The organism is Pseudoalteromonas sp. 2CM39R (assembly GCF_023161845.1).
Genome location: NZ_JALNTM010000001.1, coordinates 379,996 through 399,563, shown reverse-complemented (window position 1 = coordinate 399,563; position 19,568 = coordinate 379,996). Strand labels below are relative to the sequence as shown.

Annotated in this window: 20 protein-coding genes and 1 pseudogene; 3 read left to right on the top strand and 18 right to left on the bottom strand. The window is 42.4% G+C overall.

Annotated elements, in window-relative coordinates; all coding sequences use genetic code 11:
- Window positions 1–218: 218 nt before the first annotated feature.
- The 4 genes from MTF66_RS01815 to MTF66_RS01800 all read right to left on the bottom strand — a co-directional run bounded on the left by MTF66_RS01815 (window position 219) and on the right by MTF66_RS01800 (window position 3,982).
- A complete protein-coding gene (locus MTF66_RS01815; RefSeq protein WP_248526140.1) occupies window positions 219–1,028 on the bottom strand; it encodes a nuclear transport factor 2 family protein in 810 nt (269 codons plus the stop codon).
- Window positions 1,029–1,099: 71 nt separating this feature from the next.
- Window positions 1,100–1,840, bottom strand: a complete 741-nt coding sequence (locus MTF66_RS01810) for a ferredoxin--NADP reductase (RefSeq protein ID WP_248526139.1) — start codon at window positions 1,838–1,840, stop codon at window positions 1,100–1,102.
- Window positions 1,841–2,051: 211 nt separating this feature from the next.
- The gene (gene deoD / locus MTF66_RS01805) at window positions 2,052–2,753 is read right to left on the bottom strand and encodes a purine-nucleoside phosphorylase (RefSeq protein WP_036972525.1); all 702 of its coding nucleotides are present in this window, start codon (window positions 2,751–2,753) and stop codon (window positions 2,052–2,054) included.
- Window positions 2,753–3,982: a phosphopentomutase gene (locus tag MTF66_RS01800; protein ID WP_063528418.1), complete on the bottom strand. Its 1,230-nt coding sequence runs from the start codon at window positions 3,980–3,982 to the stop codon at window positions 2,753–2,755. The genes deoD and MTF66_RS01800 overlap by 1 nt, the downstream gene beginning before the upstream one ends.
- Before the next feature lie 191 nt (window positions 3,983–4,173).
- Here MTF66_RS01800 and udk point away from each other — a divergent pair, with 191 nt between their 5' ends.
- The 3 genes from udk (at window position 4,174) to MTF66_RS01785 (ending at window position 6,934) form a co-directional block, all read left to right on the top strand.
- Complete coding sequence (udk, locus tag MTF66_RS01795; protein WP_248526138.1) at window positions 4,174–4,803, top strand: uridine kinase; 630 nt, start codon at window positions 4,174–4,176, stop codon at window positions 4,801–4,803.
- A gap of 18 nt (window positions 4,804–4,821) precedes the next feature.
- A complete protein-coding gene (locus MTF66_RS01790; protein ID WP_054563193.1) occupies window positions 4,822–6,045 on the top strand; it encodes a NupC/NupG family nucleoside CNT transporter in 1,224 nt (407 codons plus the stop codon).
- Between the two features lie 157 nt (window positions 6,046–6,202).
- A complete protein-coding gene (locus MTF66_RS01785; RefSeq protein WP_248526137.1) occupies window positions 6,203–6,934 on the top strand; it encodes an ABC transporter substrate-binding protein in 732 nt (243 codons plus the stop codon).
- Here MTF66_RS01785 and MTF66_RS01780 read toward each other — a convergent pair.
- The 14 genes and pseudogenes from MTF66_RS01780 to folE2 all read right to left on the bottom strand — a co-directional run bounded on the left by MTF66_RS01780 (window position 6,931) and on the right by folE2 (window position 19,560).
- Window positions 6,931–7,626 carry an ABC transporter substrate-binding protein gene (locus MTF66_RS01780; RefSeq protein WP_248526136.1) on the bottom strand — a complete coding sequence of 232 codons (696 nt, stop codon included), beginning with the start codon at window positions 7,624–7,626 and terminating at the stop codon, window positions 6,931–6,933. The genes MTF66_RS01785 and MTF66_RS01780 overlap by 4 nt on opposite strands.
- A 172-nt stretch (window positions 7,627–7,798) precedes the next feature.
- Window positions 7,799–8,008, bottom strand: coding sequence for a cold-shock protein (locus MTF66_RS01775; protein ID WP_004587186.1), 210 nt, complete (start codon window positions 8,006–8,008; stop codon window positions 7,799–7,801).
- Between the two features lie 200 nt (window positions 8,009–8,208).
- The gene (locus MTF66_RS01770; protein ID WP_248526135.1) at window positions 8,209–8,913 is read right to left on the bottom strand and encodes a hypothetical protein; all 705 of its coding nucleotides are present in this window, start codon (window positions 8,911–8,913) and stop codon (window positions 8,209–8,211) included.
- On the bottom strand, window positions 8,901–9,647 hold the full coding sequence (locus MTF66_RS01765) for an iron transporter (protein WP_248526134.1): 747 nt from the start codon (window positions 9,645–9,647) through the stop codon (window positions 8,901–8,903). Before MTF66_RS01765 ends, MTF66_RS01770 begins: the two co-directional genes overlap by 13 nt.
- The gene (locus tag MTF66_RS01760; protein ID WP_082665581.1) at window positions 9,634–9,954 is read right to left on the bottom strand and encodes a cupredoxin domain-containing protein; all 321 of its coding nucleotides are present in this window, start codon (window positions 9,952–9,954) and stop codon (window positions 9,634–9,636) included. The genes MTF66_RS01765 and MTF66_RS01760 overlap by 14 nt, the downstream gene beginning before the upstream one ends.
- 19 nt (window positions 9,955–9,973) lie before the next feature.
- Entirely contained in the window at window positions 9,974–11,284 is a 1,311-nt protein-coding gene (locus tag MTF66_RS01755; RefSeq protein WP_248526133.1) for an ATP-binding protein, read from the bottom strand.
- On the bottom strand, window positions 11,284–11,943 hold the full coding sequence (locus tag MTF66_RS01750) for a response regulator transcription factor (protein WP_058584423.1): 660 nt from the start codon (window positions 11,941–11,943) through the stop codon (window positions 11,284–11,286). Before MTF66_RS01750 ends, MTF66_RS01755 begins: the two co-directional genes overlap by 1 nt.
- A gap of 3 nt (window positions 11,944–11,946) precedes the next feature.
- A complete protein-coding gene (locus MTF66_RS01745) occupies window positions 11,947–12,594 on the bottom strand; it encodes a hypothetical protein (protein ID WP_248526132.1) in 648 nt (215 codons plus the stop codon).
- A gap of 20 nt (window positions 12,595–12,614) precedes the next feature.
- On the bottom strand, window positions 12,615–13,391 hold the full coding sequence (locus tag MTF66_RS01740; protein ID WP_248526131.1) for an SDR family oxidoreductase: 777 nt from the start codon (window positions 13,389–13,391) through the stop codon (window positions 12,615–12,617).
- Window positions 13,388–14,077: a TenA family transcriptional regulator gene (locus MTF66_RS01735; RefSeq protein WP_248526484.1), complete on the bottom strand. Its 690-nt coding sequence runs from the start codon at window positions 14,075–14,077 to the stop codon at window positions 13,388–13,390. Before MTF66_RS01735 ends, MTF66_RS01740 begins: the two co-directional genes overlap by 4 nt.
- Before the next feature lie 12 nt (window positions 14,078–14,089).
- A pseudogene (locus MTF66_RS01730) lies at window positions 14,090–15,547 on the bottom strand (AMP-binding protein); the annotation flags it as partial.
- Window positions 15,544–16,185, bottom strand: a complete 642-nt coding sequence (locus MTF66_RS01725) for a thermostable hemolysin (protein WP_248526130.1) — start codon at window positions 16,183–16,185, stop codon at window positions 15,544–15,546. The pseudogene MTF66_RS01730 and the gene MTF66_RS01725, both read right to left, overlap by 4 nt.
- Window positions 16,186–16,371: 186 nt before the next feature.
- Window positions 16,372–18,531: a S46 family peptidase gene (locus MTF66_RS01720; RefSeq protein ID WP_248526129.1), complete on the bottom strand. Its 2,160-nt coding sequence runs from the start codon at window positions 18,529–18,531 to the stop codon at window positions 16,372–16,374.
- A 144-nt stretch (window positions 18,532–18,675) separates the two neighbouring features.
- Entirely contained in the window at window positions 18,676–19,560 is an 885-nt protein-coding gene (gene folE2 / locus MTF66_RS01715; protein ID WP_248526128.1) for a GTP cyclohydrolase FolE2, read from the bottom strand.
- Window positions 19,561–19,568 lie beyond the last annotated feature (8 nt).

The window sequence follows — 19,568 nt, the reverse complement described above, 5'->3', positions numbered from 1 at the left end:
AACGTATAGAAGTCTTCAACGATCAGACGCGCGAAACAAGTTTCACGCCTACATGTAGCAGCGGATTTATCCCGCGTAATAAGCGTTAGGCTTTGGGTTCTAGGACGCGATGTAAAATCGCTGGTACCTCGCGTCTCGTTACTCGCACCTTTCCCCTTGAAACTCGCTAACTTGTAACTTGACCCCATAAAAAAAGAGCAGCTGGGCTGCTCTTTTTTCTAACGGAAGAATAACACTTTGGTTATTTTGCCATTCTCTATTTTGTAGCTGGTAACGAACTCAGAGCGCTTGTCGACGACTTTAGGGTCTTGTGTACAGGTTTCAGAGAGTTCGTGATCAATCACGATGTTGCCGAGTACAATGCGTTTAATTGGCGATGATTTAATACACTTTAGCTTTTTGAACATGATGCCGTATCGTGCAATAAGCTTTTCTTTACCGGTGAACATCAACTCATTCGGGAATGTATAAAACTCAACGTTTTCATCGTACATTTTAATAAAAGCATCAATGTTACGAGCATTATAAGCTGCAATCAGCTGTTCAATCACCGCCATCGATTCACGTGACTGACGTGCTTTTTCTTGCTGCTTCGCTGTTAGTGCTTCTTTTGCTTGGTTAACGGCTTTTTCTGCTTCTGCAACGGCTTGCTGTTTTTCGGCAACTGTTTTTGGTTGCTCTGCAGGTGCAGGGGTTTGTGTACCGAGTACTTTGCTATCATCAACTTCTGCAACCGCTTTTAAGGCTGCGGCTGTCGCTTTTTGTTCGTCGCTGCTTGTGGTTGTTTCACTCGTTGCCTTCGCAGCTTCTTCTTCAACTTGAGCGGCTTCTACAGTCGCTTTTTCAGTTTCAGACGCTGATTTTTGCTCTGTAGCTGGCTTTTCTTCAATAAACTCTAAGCTAGGTACGTCCTTCTTTTCGGCTTTTTGTTCATTGCTCGTTTGAGGTCCAGTTTGTTCGGTGGTTTCGTCACTTGCAATTGACTGCCAAGAGAGTAATAAACTGATTGCAAAAAATAACGGTTTCATACTTTTCCTAAATGCATCATTCCTGATTTGAGGCGCTAAGGTAGCAAATTCTAGCTGTTTGGCATAGTTTTTTACCAATATTGCTCTACTGTGATCTGCCCTGGTTCACGGCGTCTGTTGCGGCTAAAACCAAGCTCTAACAAAATAGCCGTAGTATCTTTTACCATTTGTGGGTTACCGCAAATCATAAATTGTGCGGTATCAGGTACAGTTGGGCGCCCTATTACATCAAATAAACGATGATCTTTAATTACGTCTGTTATCCGGCCATTAAAACCGATAGTGGCTGACTCTCGGCTGACTACAGGCGAATAGCAAAGATTTGGGTACTGCTGCTTGAGCGCATTAATGCGCTCCTGATAACTTAAGTCCTCGTTAAAGCGAACTCCATGCACTAAATGAACATGCTCAAACTTTTGCCACACTTCGCCCTGCTCTAATATTGAAATAAAAGGGCCAAGCGCAGTACCTGTACTCAGCATATAAAGCTGCTCACTGCTTGGTACTTCATCAAGGGTAAAAAAGCCTGTCGCGCGGCGCTCTATAGTCACTGAGTCACCCGGCTTTAATTGTGCGAGTTGTTGAGAAAGTTGCCCGTCTTTCACATTGATAAGATAAAACTCGAGGTCGGGATTGTTCGGCGCATTCACATAAGAATATGCACGAGCTACACGTTTATCACCCACTTGCATCGCAAGCTTTGTAAACTGCCCCGCCGTGAATGGCTCAACATCGGCATTAACGATTAAGCTAAATAATGAGTCGGTCCACCATTTAACGTCTTTTACCTTAGCTTCAACCCAATTAGACATAAACATCCTCAATTGTTGTTCCTCTATTAAAAGTGGCAACAATTAGTTGAATTTTCAAGTTTTAAGGGGCGGTTGCGAGATACGGGCAGGATTTTACGCGAGGTAAACAGGCAGCTATAAAAAAAGCCGCATAAATGCGGCTTTGAGGTTAGTCTCACTTCACTTTGGGCGTGTTTCCAAATTTCAGTGAATACGTTACCAAGGAACTTATTTAAATTGATTCTAAAGCAATTTTAACCATTTCGTTAAAAGTGCTTTGACGCTCTTCACTTGGTGTTGCTTCACCAGTGATTACGTGGTCACTTACAGTAAATAGTGCCATCGCTTTTGCGCCGTATTCAGCGGCTACGCCGTACATGCCAGCTGTTTCCATATCAACAGCAAGTACGCCTAGCTTGTCTAATTCTTGATAGAATGTGTTATCTGCTTGGTAGAATGTATCTGTTGTAAATACATTACCTACTTTCGCTTCAATGCCTAATTCTTTTGCTGCGTTTACGCCGTTAAGTAATAAACCAAAATCAGCAATTGCGGCAAAGTCGTAACCACGTACGCGCGCACGGTTTACGTTTGAATCTGTGCTTGCACCTTGTGCAAAAATAACGTCACGGATTTTGATATCGCTACCAATACCGCCACAGGTACCAATACGGATTAGATTTTTAACGCCGTAACTAACGATCAATTCACGGGCATAAATTGACATTGATGGAATACCCATCCCAGAGCCCATAATACTCACTGGTTTACCTTTGTAGGTACCGGTAAAACCATACATATTACGAACGCCTGTTACTTGTTTTGCGTCATCTAAAAAGTTTTCAGCAATGTATTGAGCGCGAAGCGGATCACCCGGCATTAATACCGTTTCTGCAAATTCGCCTACATTGGCGCTGATATGAGGAGTACTCATTATTGGTTTCCTTTTTTGTTCGCTAATAGCTTGTCGTTAAAACTATCACCGTATTCAAGTGCAGGAAGATTAAACCACTGGGCAAGGGTTTGACCTATGTCTGCAAAACTAGCTCGTTCTCCAAGCGGGGTGTTTGTCATTCCCGGTTGGTATGCAAGTACTGGCACGTATTCACGTGTATGGTCAGTGCCTGCTGCTGTTGGATCACATCCGTGATCGGCCGTGATAATTAATACATCATCACTATTTAGCTGATTTAAGATAGTCGGTAGATAATCATCAAACTCTTTTAATGCTTTAGCGTAGCCAACTGCATTACGGCGATGACCGTACTTTTCATCAAAATCAACTAAGTTTGTAAAAATCAAACTATGGTCAGGTGCGCTTGCAATTACTTCTGAGGTTTTCTCAAGTAAGTTCATTAGCCCTGGTGCTTTGTGTTTTTGGGTGATGCCTTGATGCGCATAGATATCGGCAATTTTACCAATACTGATCACTTCACCGCCGTCTTGAGATAATTTATCAAGCAAGGTTGGCGACGGTGGCAGCACCGAATAGTCACGACGATTGCCTGTACGGGCAAAATCGTCACGGCTTGAACCCAAAAATGGCCGCGCAATCACTCTTCCTATGTTCATTTCATCAAGCAGCGCCCGTGCGATTTCGCAAACCTGATAAAGTTTCTCCAGTCCAAATGATTCTTCGTGCGCGGCTATTTGAAACACGCTATCAACTGAGGTGTAGCAAATCGGCATACCGGTTTGCATGTGTTCTTCACCTAGCTGTTCTAAAATGGTTGTTCCTGAGGCATAGCAGTTACCTAAAATGCCAGGAATACCTGCGCGAGCAATTAGCTCATCAACAAATTCTTGTGGAAAACACGGCTGTGTATTAGGGAAGTAACCCCAATCAAATAACACAGGTACACCGGCCATTTCCCAGTGCCCTGAAGGCGTGTCTTTACCACTTGATAACTCTTTAGCGTAACCCCATGCGCCAATAGGTGCTTGGCGGTCACTAACTAAACAAGGTTCTTTACCTGCGGCTTCGCATGCATCTGCTAAACCTAAACGGGTAAGATTAGGGAGCGATAAGTGCTCACCAGTTTCTTCTGCATAGGCTTTAAGTAAATGAGCAAAGGTATTTGCGCCTACGTCACCAAACTTCTCTGCGTCAGGTGCTGCGCCAATTCCTAGGCTATCTGCCATTAAGATGAGTGCTCTTGCCATGGGTACCTCGTTATCAATATGTGAATACTTTATATGCTCTTCGAATTTTTGGTACAGGACATAAGTCCTGTTTCATAAAACAGAAACATTATAAATTTGCATCTCTAAGCGAAGCAAAAGAGATTAATCGTGTCTTTTTTGCTATTGTGATCTACCTAACAATGTTTCCTTCTGTGTGGGCGAGAACTTTAGTGACACGAACAATTATAGCTATTGCTGGCGCATCTGCGTCGGGCAAGTCTCTTTTTAGCAAGACAATTTATAACGAATTAGTCAATGAGCTTGAACCGGGCGCGATCGCAGTGATCGAAGAAGATGCTTATTACAAAGACCAGTCGCATTTGCCGTTTGACCATCGAACGCAAACCAATTACGACCATCCTGATGCTTTCGAGCATGAGCTTTTGCATGAGCACTTACTTCAATTGCGCGCTGGAAAATCAGTAGACGTACCAACTTATGACTATGCAATGCATACCCGTAGCGATGAAAAGCGTCGAGTAGCACCTGCAAAAGTACTTATCGTTGAAGGTATTTTGCTACTGAGTGATCCGGCACTTCGAAAAGAATTTGATATTAAGGTGTTCATTGATACACCGTTAGATATCTGCCTTATGCGCCGTATGCAACGAGATATGGAGCAGCGTGGCAGAACATTACAGTCCGTTGTTGATCAATATCAAGCGACAGTGCGACCTATGTTTTATCAGTTTATTGAGCCATCAAAGCACAAAGCTGATCTCGTAGTCACACGCGGCGGTATGAATCGCGTTGCCATTGATATAATTAAAAGTAAAATAAAATATTTACTGCAACAATAACAACGGGAAACAGTCAGTATGACAACATTTATGAGCTTAGTAGGCATTGTTGTGCTACTAGGCATTGCTTTTGCGGCTTCTACGAACCGTAAAGCAATTAATTTAAGAACTGTCGGCATCGCCTTTTTACTACAAGTGTTAATTGGTGGCTTTGTCTTGTTCTTTGAGGTGGGCAAAAACGTACTGGCAAGTATGTCACGAGGCGTATCATCAGTTATTGGTTATGCCAATGACGGGATTAGCTTCTTATTTGGCTCACTGGCATCGCAAGATACCCTAGGGTTTATTTTTGCGATACAAGTATTGCCCGTTATCGTGTTCTTCTCAGCACTTGTTGCTGTGTTGTATCACATCGGGGTGATGGATTGGATAATCAAGATTCTAGGCGGTGGCTTACAAAAGCTATTGAAAACCTCGCGCCCTGAATCGCTTTCTGCAACCGCCAATATTTTCGTTGGCCAAACAGAAGCACCATTGATTGTTAAACCATTTATCGCCAGCATGACTAAGTCAGAGCTATTTGCGGTAATGGTAGGTGGCCTTGCTACCGTAGCAGGTTCTGTTATGGCAGGTTACGTAACAATTGGTGTAGAGCTTAAATACTTAATTGCAGCCAGCTTTATGGCAGCACCAGGTGGTTTCTTAATGGCAAAAATGATTGTGCCAGAGACCGAAACACCGAAAGAAGATTTAGCTGATTTAGACGTACAAGAAGAAAAACCGGTTAACGTAATTGATGCAGCCGCATCAGGTGCCGCAAACGGTATGCAACTAGCACTAAACGTAGGTGCGATGTTACTTGCTTTCGTAGCACTTATTGCACTTCTAAATGGGTTATTAGGCGGTATTGGTGGTTGGTTTGATCATCCAACATTAACGCTACAAGAAATTTTAGGTTACGTATTCGCTCCAGTTGCATGGTTATTAGGTGTACCTTGGAACGAAGCTGTAATCGCAGGCAGTTTTATAGGTCAGAAGGTTGTAGTTAACGAATTCGTTGCTTACCTCGACTTTATTAATTATCGCGATACGTTAAGTGCGCACACACAAGCGATTGTCACATTCGCGTTATGTGGGTTTGCTAACTTATCATCGATAGCAATTTTACTAGGTGGATTAGGCGGTATGGCGCCTAGTCGGCGAAAGGATATCGCACGCTTAGGGCTCAGAGCAGTGTTAGCAGGATCTATGGCTAACCTCATGAGTGCAGCAATTGCAGGTTTTTTCCTCTCGCTAGCTTAGAAACTTAATGAGATGAGCCGTAGTTGCAAAACAATAGGATAGGACTTTAAGGGGTTAAAGGTCTATCTGACTTGAACGATACTTCACCAAGGGCCGCAAGGCCCTTTTATCGTTTTATGTGCTAAGATTTAATTACTAAGTCCTTTTAAGTACATAAATGAACTATTTACGACTTTATTTGCTAATTCTTTTCTTTAGTTGGCCAGCACTGAGTAAGCCGACCTTAACCGTTGTGACTGAACTGTCGCCTCCTAACCAAACCTTACTTAATAACCAAGTTGCCGGTGAGAGCACCGAGCTTGTGAAAGCAATTTTTGCTAAAGCTAATTTGAACACGAATATAGAGCTTTACCCTTGGGCCCGTGCTTACAATATGGCACTGAAGAAACCGAATATCTTTATTTATAGTATGGCGAAAACTGCTGAACGTGAAAAACACTTTCATTGGATTGGTGAAGTGGCAACCTACCAAATGGGCTTTGTTAAGTTGAGCTCTCGCAGCGATATAAACATCACTTCAAATGAGCAAGCCAAGCAATATAAGATAGCGGTACAACGTCATGACCTAGCAGCGCAGCGCCTAACAGAACGTGGTTATACTGTGGTATATACCTCTGATATTAATAAGTCGTATCACCTGTTGATGTCGGGCAAGGTTGATTTAATCATTGATGATAAGAACTATATTGCGGCCATGGCTGAGCAATTAGCACTGGATGAAGCTCGTTTCAGCTTTGCTCATGCAATCGACTTTTTAACCATGAAAGGTTATCTCGCAGCAAATATTAATACCGACCAACGTTATATCGATGCCTTAAAAGCAGCGTTTAATGAGGTGATAATGACACCAAGATACAATGCGGTAATGATGCTAGCACAACGACCTTAATTCGCCTTATATTGCTCAATATAAGTCTCTAACAGACCCTGCTTACTCAGCTTGTCATAACTTGCTTGCAGTCGAGCAACTAACTCATTAGGTAGCGTCTTATTAAGTGCTAGAAAATTACCTGCAGTGCCATTAAGAGGCAATTCAACTAACTTGACCACTTCTCTACCTTGGTGACCATACTGCATTAATTGGTATTTAAACGACAGCTCAGAACCAATGATCAGCTCGACTTTATTTTTGAAAAATAAGTTAATACACTCGTAATAGTGGCTTACTTTAAGAAGATTTTTATCACCTTCAAAGCCAATGCTTTCTACAAACTTTTCGTAAATGCTATCTCTGACAACACATAAGCTATGATCTTTTACTTGCGATAAATCGATTGGATTAATACGGTCATTTGATTGTAAGCGATAAAAAAAGTTACGAGAGGAAGCCATTGGGCCAACCCACTTGAATAACTCTTCGCGGTCGGGAATACGTGCCGTAGAGACCAAACCTGATAGTTGCTTTTGCTGGGCTAAATGATATGCCCTAGACCAAGGTAAGAGCTCGAATTGGCATTCAATGTTTGCATCAACGCACATTGCTTTAACAAACTTTAGATTAATGCCTTCTAAGTGCCCTTTATTTGAGAAGTTATACGGCGGAAATTGCTCGGTGTAGATGGTGACACTATCTTTTGCCAATACTACAGGTGCAAAGCTTAGGCATGCTAACAACAAATATTTTAAGATAATTAATACACTCTAATGACATAGCTGCATTAAATATAGAAATATTCACTAGCTCAGTCAATTTTTAGGCATAAAAAAAGCAAGCCGTAGCTTGCTTCTTCTTAACTTTTACTAAAAGTAAAAATTATAACGGAGTGATGTTATCCGCTTGAGGACCTTTTTGACCTTGTGAAAGAGTGAACTCTACACGTTGGCCTTCAGCTAAAGTTTTGAAACCTTCGCTTTTGATAGCACTGAAGTGAGCGAAAACGTCTGGACCATTTTCTTGCTCGATGAAACCAAAACCTTTAGATTCGTTAAACCACTTAACTGTACCTGATACGATGTTAGACATAGTATTATTCCTGATATAAAAAATTAAACATGCCCTAGTGGGCGGGTGTAGCAAAAAATGAGATGGTACTTAAAAACTTCAGGACGGTACTACAAGTATTACTTATACAACAACGAAATAAAGATTTATTAATTACACGCTTTCTTTCTAGCTGGTGCCCACTATATAGAGTTAGTTTGATAAGTCAAACACTATCGACATTAAAATTCAAACTCTAAAGCCAAGCGAAAGCTATGATCTTTGCCTGATTGGCTAAGCTCACTAATAAAACCCGCTTCCCATTTTAGCTGACGTTTGGGGCTAAATCTGTGTAAGCCAGTAAAGCCTGGACCCACTCCAATAAAGTCCTCACCGGCGTATAATTCGATTGATGGTTGAAAGGCCGAACGATAGCGGTAACGGTACTGCAAGCGAAACTCACTTTCCCACTCGTTTTCAATATCAGCCCCCCATTCATAAACTAAAAAAGCGTTCATTGTCAGGCTTGTACGACCAAATTCTTTTTCCCATAAAAAGCCGCTTGTTGCTTCGTATGCATCGAGTGTGTGTTGTTTTTCAAGCTCAAATAACGCTCCCCAATCGGCCCACAAGCGACCTTGCTCGACCAATTGCCAACGTAACTCCACTTCATACGAAGATAAACCAAAGTCACCGTTATCATCGCGCTCGCCAACCAAGTAGCCCTCTAAGCTCATGGTGTCGTTAATTGCACCACCAAAGCCTGCACGCTGTGCAAGCACATTACCGCTATCTGTTTGCCTAGACACTAAACGCCACTCAACTTCGCGCTCAAAAGGCAATACATAAGGGTGGTACACTTTATCAACCACCATGCCATCAGCATGAGCGACTTGGCTGATGCTTGCTAAAAGCAAACAAGTTAAGCTAACTTTTAAGAACCGCATACTGGCTCCTTGGTCTTTTTAATTTTTAAAACGTGGGCTAAGGCGATAAACCCCAACGTAGCAATGATATACACCCAAAGTGCGGTTTTGCTTGGCGTGGCTTCATAACCTACTAAGGCTTTTAATACGCGCCCAAGCTCTGAGTTTTCAACTAAAAACCCGCGCCAATCTAAATAATTTGAGGTCACATCGAGTAAATCGATCTGACTTGCTAAATCAATAAATATCAATAGCTTTGCCGTTGCATTTAAGGCAAGTAACACAATCAATGGCTGCACGCCCACGCGCTTGGTAATACTCTCAAGCAAAAAGAACAGTAACACGCCAAAGCTAATACAAATGCCAACACCTAAAAATGTACCCAGTAGCAATGGCTCTGCGGTATCCCTGCTATGCCAAAAACTGACTAAATAGATCATGTAATGACTTAAATACAACGTCATGGTCGCAATCAAAGCCACAGCAGCTGCCATGCTTCGTTGCTGACAGCTAATTAACGCAGCGATAAAAATGACAATACACAGCAACATTTGCATGAACTCTAAACCCCGATGGTCAAATAACTGGCTCAGCCAAGCAGCGCCTTGCACAAACACTAAGCTCAGTAGCGTACCAATCACTGCATATACGCCCAGTTGGCGCTGACTTAAAGGCACAATCAAGCTCAAAAGCACAGCTAAAATCACCACAGGCAAAAGCTGATTAATGCTCATTAACAAACTAGTTATCAGCATCTTTTTCCTCCGTAGCCACGACTGTCCCTCGCGCTGTATTAGGCGAAAATTCACCAAAAAAGTCATACCGGCCAGGGCTGAGCGGCCCAATATAAATGACGCTCGTGCGACCTGGGTAGAGCACTTTTTCGCGATTTAAGTCAAAGCTATCGAACTCTTCTGGGGTGTCATCTTGGTTTTCGATCAAAAGCCGCAGCTTTTTATTGGCAGGTACTTTTATTTCTGCAGGATAAAACAAATGGTCTTTTAAGATCAGCTTGTACTCTTTGGCATAGACTAGCCAAGACGGCATGCATAGTAGCAACATAGAAAGCGCCAAAATCCATTTATTCACTGACATCTCCTCGCATGAAGGAAACACTCACCCGCAAGCCACCAAGGTGACTGTCAGCTAAGGCAATATCGGCGTTATAAATCGACACTATGTGTTCAACAATGGCCATACCAAGACCTGCTCCTTGCTCACCTGATGGATGTTTATCGCCACCCACACGGTAAAAGCGATTAAAAATACGCTGCTTTTGAGCTTCATCAATACCGGGGCCTGAGTCGTCTATTTGCCAAATAAAACGATCATTTTCGGCTTTCAAGGTAATACAAATTTCTCCCGACGCTGGAGTATATTTTATGGCGTTACTAAGTAAGTTGCCAAATAAGGTGAGTAAGGTGAATTCGTCACCGGCGATGATAAAATCATCACCTTCAATGCTGATAGTGTGTTCTTTTTCGTCAATACGATCATAAAGCTGTGAGGCAACCTGCTGGCTAATTTCTAGCACCGATACCGCGCTAAATTGCGCCTGCCATTGTTCTGGATAAGTACGACCCAAAATCAACATCTGCTCAACGATATTACTTAGTTTATCTACACCTTGTTCCATCGCATCTAGTTCAACACTTTCAACACCTTGGGCCTGTAGGTTATGTACATTGATTTTTAAACTACTGAGCGGCGTGCGCAGTTCATGGGCTGCATCGGAGGCAAAAAAGCGCTCTCGTAAATAAGCACTTTCAACCCGTTTAAATAGGTCATTTAAGCGGCTAATTACGGGTTTTATTTCTTGCTCGGGTGTTTGCCAAGGAATAGCTGTAAAGTCATTTGCTTGACGATGTTTTAGTTGATTAGATAACCGAGTTAGTGGCGCAAGCCCTTGTTTTACAAACACACTAATAAGGAGTGCAAGAATGGGCACACTCCAAAGCAGCGGCGTCATAGCCGATAGAATCACGGTTTCGGTGAGTGCCACACGTTTACTCAAAGGCTCTGCAATAAGCACCCGCTTATTGCCTTCGCTTAAACGGTACACTTTTACTCGTTGCCCAGCCAAGTTCTCAACACTAAACCCAGTTTGCCACTGACTTTGATTGCTAGGGTTATGCTGCAATGACTTTGAGCTTGAGGCCAAGCTGTCATCAACCCAGACCTGAAATAATAGCTGCGGTAAATCACTACTATAAGCTGGGGTACCTTTACTGAGAGGCTGCTCAATCAACACATGAGCAAGCGTTACCAACTCGTTATCGAGCAGTGCTTCAGCCTGATTCATGCTTTCACGATAACCTTTAGTAAAAGCCAAAAAGCAGGTTAAGATCACCATAGACAAAATGAGTAAAGTCAGCCTTTTACGAATTGACACTAGCGTTTACCCACCACATAACCGATGCCGCGTAAGGTTTTAATAAACTCTTTTGGGAATTTTTTACGCAAGTGATGAATGTGTACTTCGATGGTATTAGACCCCACCTCTTCGCCCCATTCATACAGTTTACTTTCTAACTGTTGTTTTGATTGCACGCGGCCTTGGTTTTCTAACAAGGCTTTAAGGAGCATAAACTCTTTGCGCGGCAAGTTTACTGGCTCACCTTGAAAGCTCACGGTAAAAGCGGCGGTGTCCATTTCAACATCACCAACTTTTAAAGTGCTGGTTTGTGCTTGGGTCAAACGCCTACTGGCAACCCGAAGACGGGCAAATAATTCTGCGGGATCAAAGGGCTTTGCTAGGTAGTCATCAGCGCCTAAATCTAGCCCCATGACTTTATCATCAATACTTCCCCTGGCTGTTAAGATCACCACGGGTATATTTTTACGATGCTTTTTGATGTGCTTTAGAATATCGATGCCGTCACCGTCTGGTAGCCCTAAATCAAGGACTACCAGCTCAATTTCGTCACTTTGCAGCCACTGCATTGCTGATTGAACAGTAGAACTATGTTCAACACTATATCCTTGTTGACGTAAAGAACGACATAGGCCTTCTGCCACTAAGTGGTCATCTTCAACGAGCAATAAATGCATAGTTTATCTCTTTATTTTTTTCTCTACCTTAGCCAATAATTTAGTAATTTCTTGCTGGCGGTAAAGATCTGCTTTTGGTCTTTCAGGACGCGCTGGCGCTTGCTGTGCAACCAATAAAAACTCTTTAGCTGATTTATATTTGCGCTCGTCATACAAGAATGACGCATATAAATAGTTGCTATCGATACCACGCGGGTTTAGCTCAAGCGCTTGCTTAAACAGCTTTTTCGCTTCATCGTCATCACCAAAACCAATTGGCCAACCCGGTACTTTACCGTATAAGGTTGCAAGGCTAGTATATGCAGAGCCTTCAAGTGCTTTTGGATCTAGGCTTAGCGCTTTTTCAAATTGCGCTTTAGCATCTTTTGCAAGGCCTAGCGCGCCCAAGCCTCCTTTCGCCCCCGCATAGCTCGATAGCACAATACCATACCAAATATGGCTGGCTGCTTGCTGGTCGTTCGCTTTGGTAAACTCTGCGGTTTCGCTCGCTAACTTTTCGAATGCATCTAACTGCGCATCGTCAACTAATTCGTAATTAACCACTGCCCACTGTTTTTGCACCGAACTTAAATCGCTATTAAAGTCGGCTTTTGCAGGCGCAGCCATGATAACACCTAACATCATTAGGGCTTTTAAATTTAGTTTAGTCATAATCATTCACCTTGATCAATTTAGTTGGCAAAAAAACTTTTAATTTTAGGAAGTTGTTTTGCTATTGCGTTATCAACGAGTGATGGAAATGCGCCGTTAATACGGGCAAATAATGTTTCTGGAAAACCAATAAAACGACGACGTTTTTTTGATTTAATTAAATCTATTAATGCATCAGCCACTTTTTCTGGCGGATCCATAGTGTTACCCAGCTCTTTGTTCATCGCGCGCACTTGTGGCGAGTTAATTGCGGTGTCAGTCGCACGAGGCGCTAAATACAATACTTTCACATCGCTGTGGCTGAGCTCTCTGGCAAGAGCTTCGGTCATTCCTCTTAAGCCAAACTTGCTAGCGCAATACAAGGTTTGATACGGATAACCAATGCTGCCAAACGATGAACCAATATTGACAATCGTGCCTTTATTGCGGGTCACTTGTGGTAAAAACAGCTGACACAATTTAATAGGCACATGCAGATTAATATTTAACAGGTGATCAATTTGCTGCTCGCTAATTTCACTAAACCCCTGCATTACATTAACGCCTGCGTTATTTACAAGTAGCCTTGCACCGCCAATTTGCTGAGCAAACTTAGCTAGGTCATCGCGAGATTCGCTGTTACTTAGGTCAGCCTGAAAATACTCAGCATCATTGCCACATTCCAATTGCAGTGCAGCAAGTTGCTTCACATTTCGACCAACAAGTAATAAACGCCAACCTTCTTTTGCAAGACGAAGGGCAATAGCACGGCCAATGCCCCCTGTTGCACCGGTTAGCACACACACCGGGCTACTCATGCGCTTTGCTCCAAGTCAGCTTCGCTAAAGAAAGGCTCGATATCGAGGTCACGAAAAATATTGCCGTATAGTTTGTAAAAACATTTAGCGGCATGAATGATGGCTTGCTGGTCGTCTTTATTGTCTATTTTGTTCATCAGTGATTCGAAGAACTTAACGTGTTCAATATCCAGTGCACCGTGAGAAGTAAGGTATGAAAATGCCTTTTTCGGTAGACCTACAGCCTCACGAATTCGCCCTGCTGCATTATCGGCTAATGCAATCGAGGTACCTTCAAGCACATGAACCATGCCAAAGAATGCTAATGGGTTTCCGCGATTAATTACATCGTAGGCATACGACACCATTAATTCGGTCGAAAACTGTGGACGAGAATGACGCACTAACTCTTTATCAAAACCACAGGCTGCAATATCGTTTAGTACCCATTCTTGATGACCTAATTCTTCTTCGATGTATTCTGCAACAGCTTCGCGCAACCACTCTTGTTTATCACTTAGCTTTGCCCCGACAGCCATCAGTAATGGCACTGTGTGTTTAACATGGTGATAAGCTTGCGTTAAGAACGATGCATATTCACTCAGGCTTACTTCGCCTTTAAAAACGCGGCCAATAATCGGCGCTGCTAAAAGGTAGTCGCGCTCTGTTTGTGTTTCGGCTTGTAATGTATTGAAAAATTGACTCATGCTCGTCGCCTCTTGATAAAGTGCAGAAATCTCTGCAGCAAAAAATTGATTGATAACATCGCGTTTTGGGCGATTATTGCTAGTTAATAAGCCTTGCGTGTGGCTCATAGGCTCTGCCATTCGGTGCCATTTTTTAATCTGTGCGTATTCAGGGAGTTGCGCGTTTTGTGCCGTAATATGGGCAGCAAGTTCAGTGTCACTCATCGCTTGGTTTGCATAGATAAGCGCGGCTAAAAATGCCTGGCCTTCGCCAATCACTACCGCTTGTTGTACTTGGCTGTGGCTAAGCAATAACGACTCTGGCCACTCGGCACTGATATTGCGACCAAAGCTGGTGATAAGTTGGTTTTTCAAACGGCCTTGTATAACCAAGCGACCTGCTTGCTCAGTAACGAGATCGCCAGTTGCATACCAATCGTCAGCATTCTGTGCAGCTTGACCTAAGTACCCCAAAAACAATGAACCTTTGATATAAAGCTGACCATTTTCAATTTTGTATTGAATGTGCTTAAGTACTCGCCCTGCGGTGTCGATGTCATCATCGTCGCGAGTGTTTAAGCTCACTACCGATGACGATTCAGACAAACCATAGCCTTGATAAACCGGTAAACCGAACTCACGGGCTTGCTTAATAAGCGCTTGGCTTACAACAGCACCACCTACTGCAATAAACTTTAAGCTTTTAGGTGCTTGCCAACCTTGCTTTGCGAAAGCCACTAAGCAAGTCAGTAGTTCAGGCACTAAAATAAGGGTATTTGGCTCAGTGCGCTCAATTGTGGCTATTAATTTGTGTGGCTCAAGTAACTGTGCACCAGAAAAACCAAGTTCAGCTAAAGGCACTAAATTAACCGTGCCACCAGCTAACAGCGGCGCATAAACACCGGCTAAATTCTCAAGCAAAACCGGTAGCGGCAGTAAACACAAATGGTTTGGTTTTTCTAAATCAATACTTTGATAAAGTGATGTTGCTACTTGCAATTGACTCTCAAGCGATAAACACACGCCTTTTGGTGTGCCCGTTGAGCCCGACGTAAAGGTAATCTTTTGCGTGTTAGCAAAATAAGAAATTGGCTTTGTATTGCTCAACTGATAAACGTACAAAGGGTAATGCTTAGAAACATCGACTAACGCCACTAATTTTGCATGCTCACCTTCATAAGCGCGGTCACATACAAATAGCCCTGCTCCGCTATTTTGCAAACCAAACGCAACTTGCTGAGCCGTAAAAAACGTTGGTAGCGGAATTGCCACTCTTTTAAGTTCGCTAAGCGCAGCTTCTAATACACACCAAGCAGGTGTGTTATCTAATTGATAAGCCACACCTTGGGCATCAAATTCTGCCAAAGTAGGCAGTAAACGAGTTACTTGTTCAGTAAATTCTTGTTTAGTTAGTGAGCGCACACCATCGCTTTTGTGGCAAACCATTAAGGTATCGCTATCTTTATGTGGTAATTGTGTCAACCAACTCATAACACCTCCAAAAATACAGCAAGCTCACGCGATGACTGCAAACACTGCTGTTTGATATTGAATAAAACTGGGGTGTTTAGTACACGCTGATGTGCTTCGTTTAGGTCAACCACACAAATGGTTGGTTGATTGTCGTAATAGCTACCCCAGCTTGCTGGATCTTGTAGTGCTTGTGCATTGGCAACGCCGATTTCTTTGCAATTCACACCCAGCATTTTTAATAGCGCTCTCACTTTACGGGTTGCACAAAACACTAAATATTTTGCTCCTACTTGATAGAGCGCTTCGTTCATTAAAACAAAATGTGCCAAGGTGGCTTTTCGATGCGTTGAGCATAAATTACCGAGCTCAAAAATGTGCTCACGCTTGGCACAAACAAAGTGTTCAATAGACGCAGGGAGGTATTGTTCAATAAACAAAGGTTGTGATGCAGAGCGAAGACCTAACGTACATACTTCATCATCAACATTAAGCTCACAAAGAAGCGGCATGAACTGCGAAATTTTCGCGTCATAGGCTGCAGCAAAACCTTGCTTAATATTACGCTCAAGGCGGTCACGGTGTTGACCTCCTTCACGCGTGCAAACAAAGGCAGGCTCTTGAACTTGAGTTTGATGTGATTGTTGAACTGAAAGCATAATTGTTCGCTCCACTTAGGCTATGTGTAAAATTTATCGAGCGAAACTTAAATAAAACTTAAGAAAAATTAATTTTTATAAATATTTTTCAACCTTATGAAATCAAATGATTTTATTTTCATTAAAAACAAAAATGCCAGTCTGTTAGACTGGCATTTTAAAGCTTAAATTAACGTTAAACTTAGATTACTTAACGATAGTCATCTCTTTAAGTAGGTTTTGAGCATTATCAACTTTATCCATCACCCACAGCATATATCGTGAATCAACGTGAATTGAGCGATTTAAATTTTCATCGTAATCCCAATCACCAATAATGCTTTCGTAAACACCATCAAATAACAAACCAACTAGCTCAGCATTACCGTTTAACGTTGGTGAACCTGAGTTACCACCTGTGGTATCTACATTAGATAAAAAGTTAACCGGAACCGTATTCATACCGCCGGTGTAATCACCATAAAGCTTTTGCTTAATTAACTCGTTTTGTTTCTCTGGTGAGTTGAATGGTTCAATGCCGGTGTTTTTAGCAAGTAGTCCTTCTAAAGATGTAAAGGGGGTTGCCACTAAGCCATCTTGCGGTGAATAGCCGCCTACCGTACCGTAAGTTACACGCAGGGTGCTGTTAGCATCAGCATAAACTGGCTTATTAAGTGCCTTGTTATAAGCGATGATTGCTTCCATTAATGCAGGGCGAGCAGCTTGCTGTTTACCAGCCAGTTCTTTTTTAGCATCTTCAATATCTTTTGTGACCGCAAAGATTGCATGCGCATACTGAATAAATGGATCGCTACTTTGCTTTAACTGAGCAAGGTCAAGATCTGCCATCCATAAACGTTTGCTTTCATCTGCAAGAACCGATTTAGCATACATGTCATCAAGCAAGGCTTGCTGTTTTTGTTTATCAAAACCGTTTGTAAGACCCAGTGCTTTATCAACCTCTGCAACTCGCTCGCCTTTAGGTAATGCAGCATATTGCTCAATAAAGTACAGTAAAATAGCTTTATCTACGGCTTCATCATAACGACGGCTCATGCTTTTTAAACGAGACTCGATACGTGGCATATCACGCTCTTGATAACCGCTTTCGCGCTCAGCATCTGGCTTTTGTTTTTCGTAAGCTAAACGGTATAAACGTCGAGCAGTTGAGATCATTTGTGAGCGATGTACGTAGCCTAACATGCGGTCGCGCTGGTTATGCTCTTGCGACTGCGCAACTAGCGAAGATAAATCAGCAAGTACATGTCCGTATTTAGCTTTGCGCTTACTATCTTCATTGATCCACGCAGTGAGATCTTTTTCGAATTGTTGCTTACGGCTATACATTGACCCTTTATTGAAACTCTCAATCATTGAGCCATAGTTTTTAATGTAGTTGTTGTAGCCCGCAATCGTGCTTTCATAAGCGATACGTGCCTCTGAACCCTCAGGCGCATTTTCTTCAATTAACGAGACATATTTAGAGTTATATTTACGCGCTAATGGGTAAGCTGTGTTAAACACGTAATCAACTTCAGGCGAAATACGGTAACGGTTTGTGCTGCCCGGATAACCGGTAACCATCACAAAATCGCCTTCTTGAACGCCTTTAGCGCTTACTTTTAAAAACGCATCACTTTGGTACGGCACGTTATCTTCTGAATATTCAGCTGGCTTGCCATCTTTGCCAACATACGCGCGATAGAACGAGAAATCACCTGTGTGGCGCGGCCACATCCAGTTATCGATATCACCGCCGTATTTACCTACGCCCATAGCAGGTGCATACGCTAAACGTACATCTTTAATTTCTAGCGATTTAATAAGGTAATACTCTAGACCACCGTGGAAAGTATACACATTACAGCGGTAGCTCTTGTCTTGCTCACACTCACTAACAAGTGCTTTTTCATTTGCTTGAATAGCATCAAAACGTGCTTTACCGGTTAACTTTTCAGTCCCTTTATTTACTTTATCTGTAACGTCAGTTACTTGCTCTGTTACAAAAACACGAGAACCCGGCGCAGCAGGGACTTCTTCGCCGGTTGTTTTAGCTAAAAAGCCATTTTCTAAAATATTGTTTTCGGTAGTCGAGTTATATTGAATCGAACCATAGGCACAGTGATGATTTGTGACAACTAAGCCTTTTGGTGAAACAAACGAAGCTGTACAGCCACCAAGGCTAATTACCGCATTCATCGGGAACTCTGTTAATTTTGAAATTGACTCTACATCAATGCTCAAGCCTTTCGCTTTTAACACTGATTCAAGCTCTGGTAGCTGGTGAGGTTGCCACATGCCTTCGTCGGCAACAGCAACATTTGCTACAGCGAGACCCACTGCAGCAGCAATAAATTTAAAACGCATAGTCGTCCTTTATATTATTATGTTTATCATTTTTAGCGCTCGTATCATTATCATTGTGAAAATGAATAGCAATATTTTGCGACCGCTAATGTCAAAATTTGTAAACCATTTTAGGTTCATGGCCTAATACTTAGACTTATGAGCTTAATATTTAGATTCATGAACCACGGCATTGTGGCCATGTAAGCTTTCTTGGTGTTCAACCTTAAACTGGTAATCAGCAATACTCGGCATGGTTTCGAAGCACTGCTTCAATCGCCTTGCTGCATCTTCGCAAAACAGTAAGTTTTTTGCGTTAAGGGCGGCAAATGCTTGTTCATCTTCACGCTTAACGGCGGTTTGTACTGGTGTGCCTATGGCTTGTTCACATACTGTGATAAAGCCGCCAATATCTGGCAACTTCTCACTACTAAAAGTGACATCAATATACGCGTAAGAGCGCTGGCTATGAGGGGTTGCAATAGAGCCTTGTTCACTTGCAAGCCAACTGAGTAAAGATGCTTTATCTATATTCGCATCGCTAAATTGCTTATCGACCGCTTCGCTCAAAAGCTGCCTTGATAATGCAGCTGAACACGGGCACGTACTACTGTAGGCAATATCAACTTTTAAATTAATGGCAAGCGTTTGCTGCTTTGTAATAGTTAAAACGACAGGGTAAGCATTGTAACCTGCATTGTCGCTAAGTAGCGCTGGTTTTAGCTCGGGTAAATCAAAATGCAGCACCAGTTTTGCGCCTTTACTTAAGCCTTTTTGTGATGCTAAAACGGCTTCCATAAACTCGTTAACACGCTGAGTCGTTAAACTTTGTTTAGCCAATAGCTGATTAAGTAGTAAATAAAGACGCGACATATGAATGCCTTTAGCATTGCTATCAAGGCTAACGAACACATCAGCTTTGGCATTTAGGTGCACATCAACATGAGTTTGTGCAAGCTTCAAAGGCAATGCTATTTTTTCCATACCAACCCATTTTAAAGGCGACTGAAAATCTACATTAGAGTGCGAGGTAATATCGGGTAATTGCATATCAACTT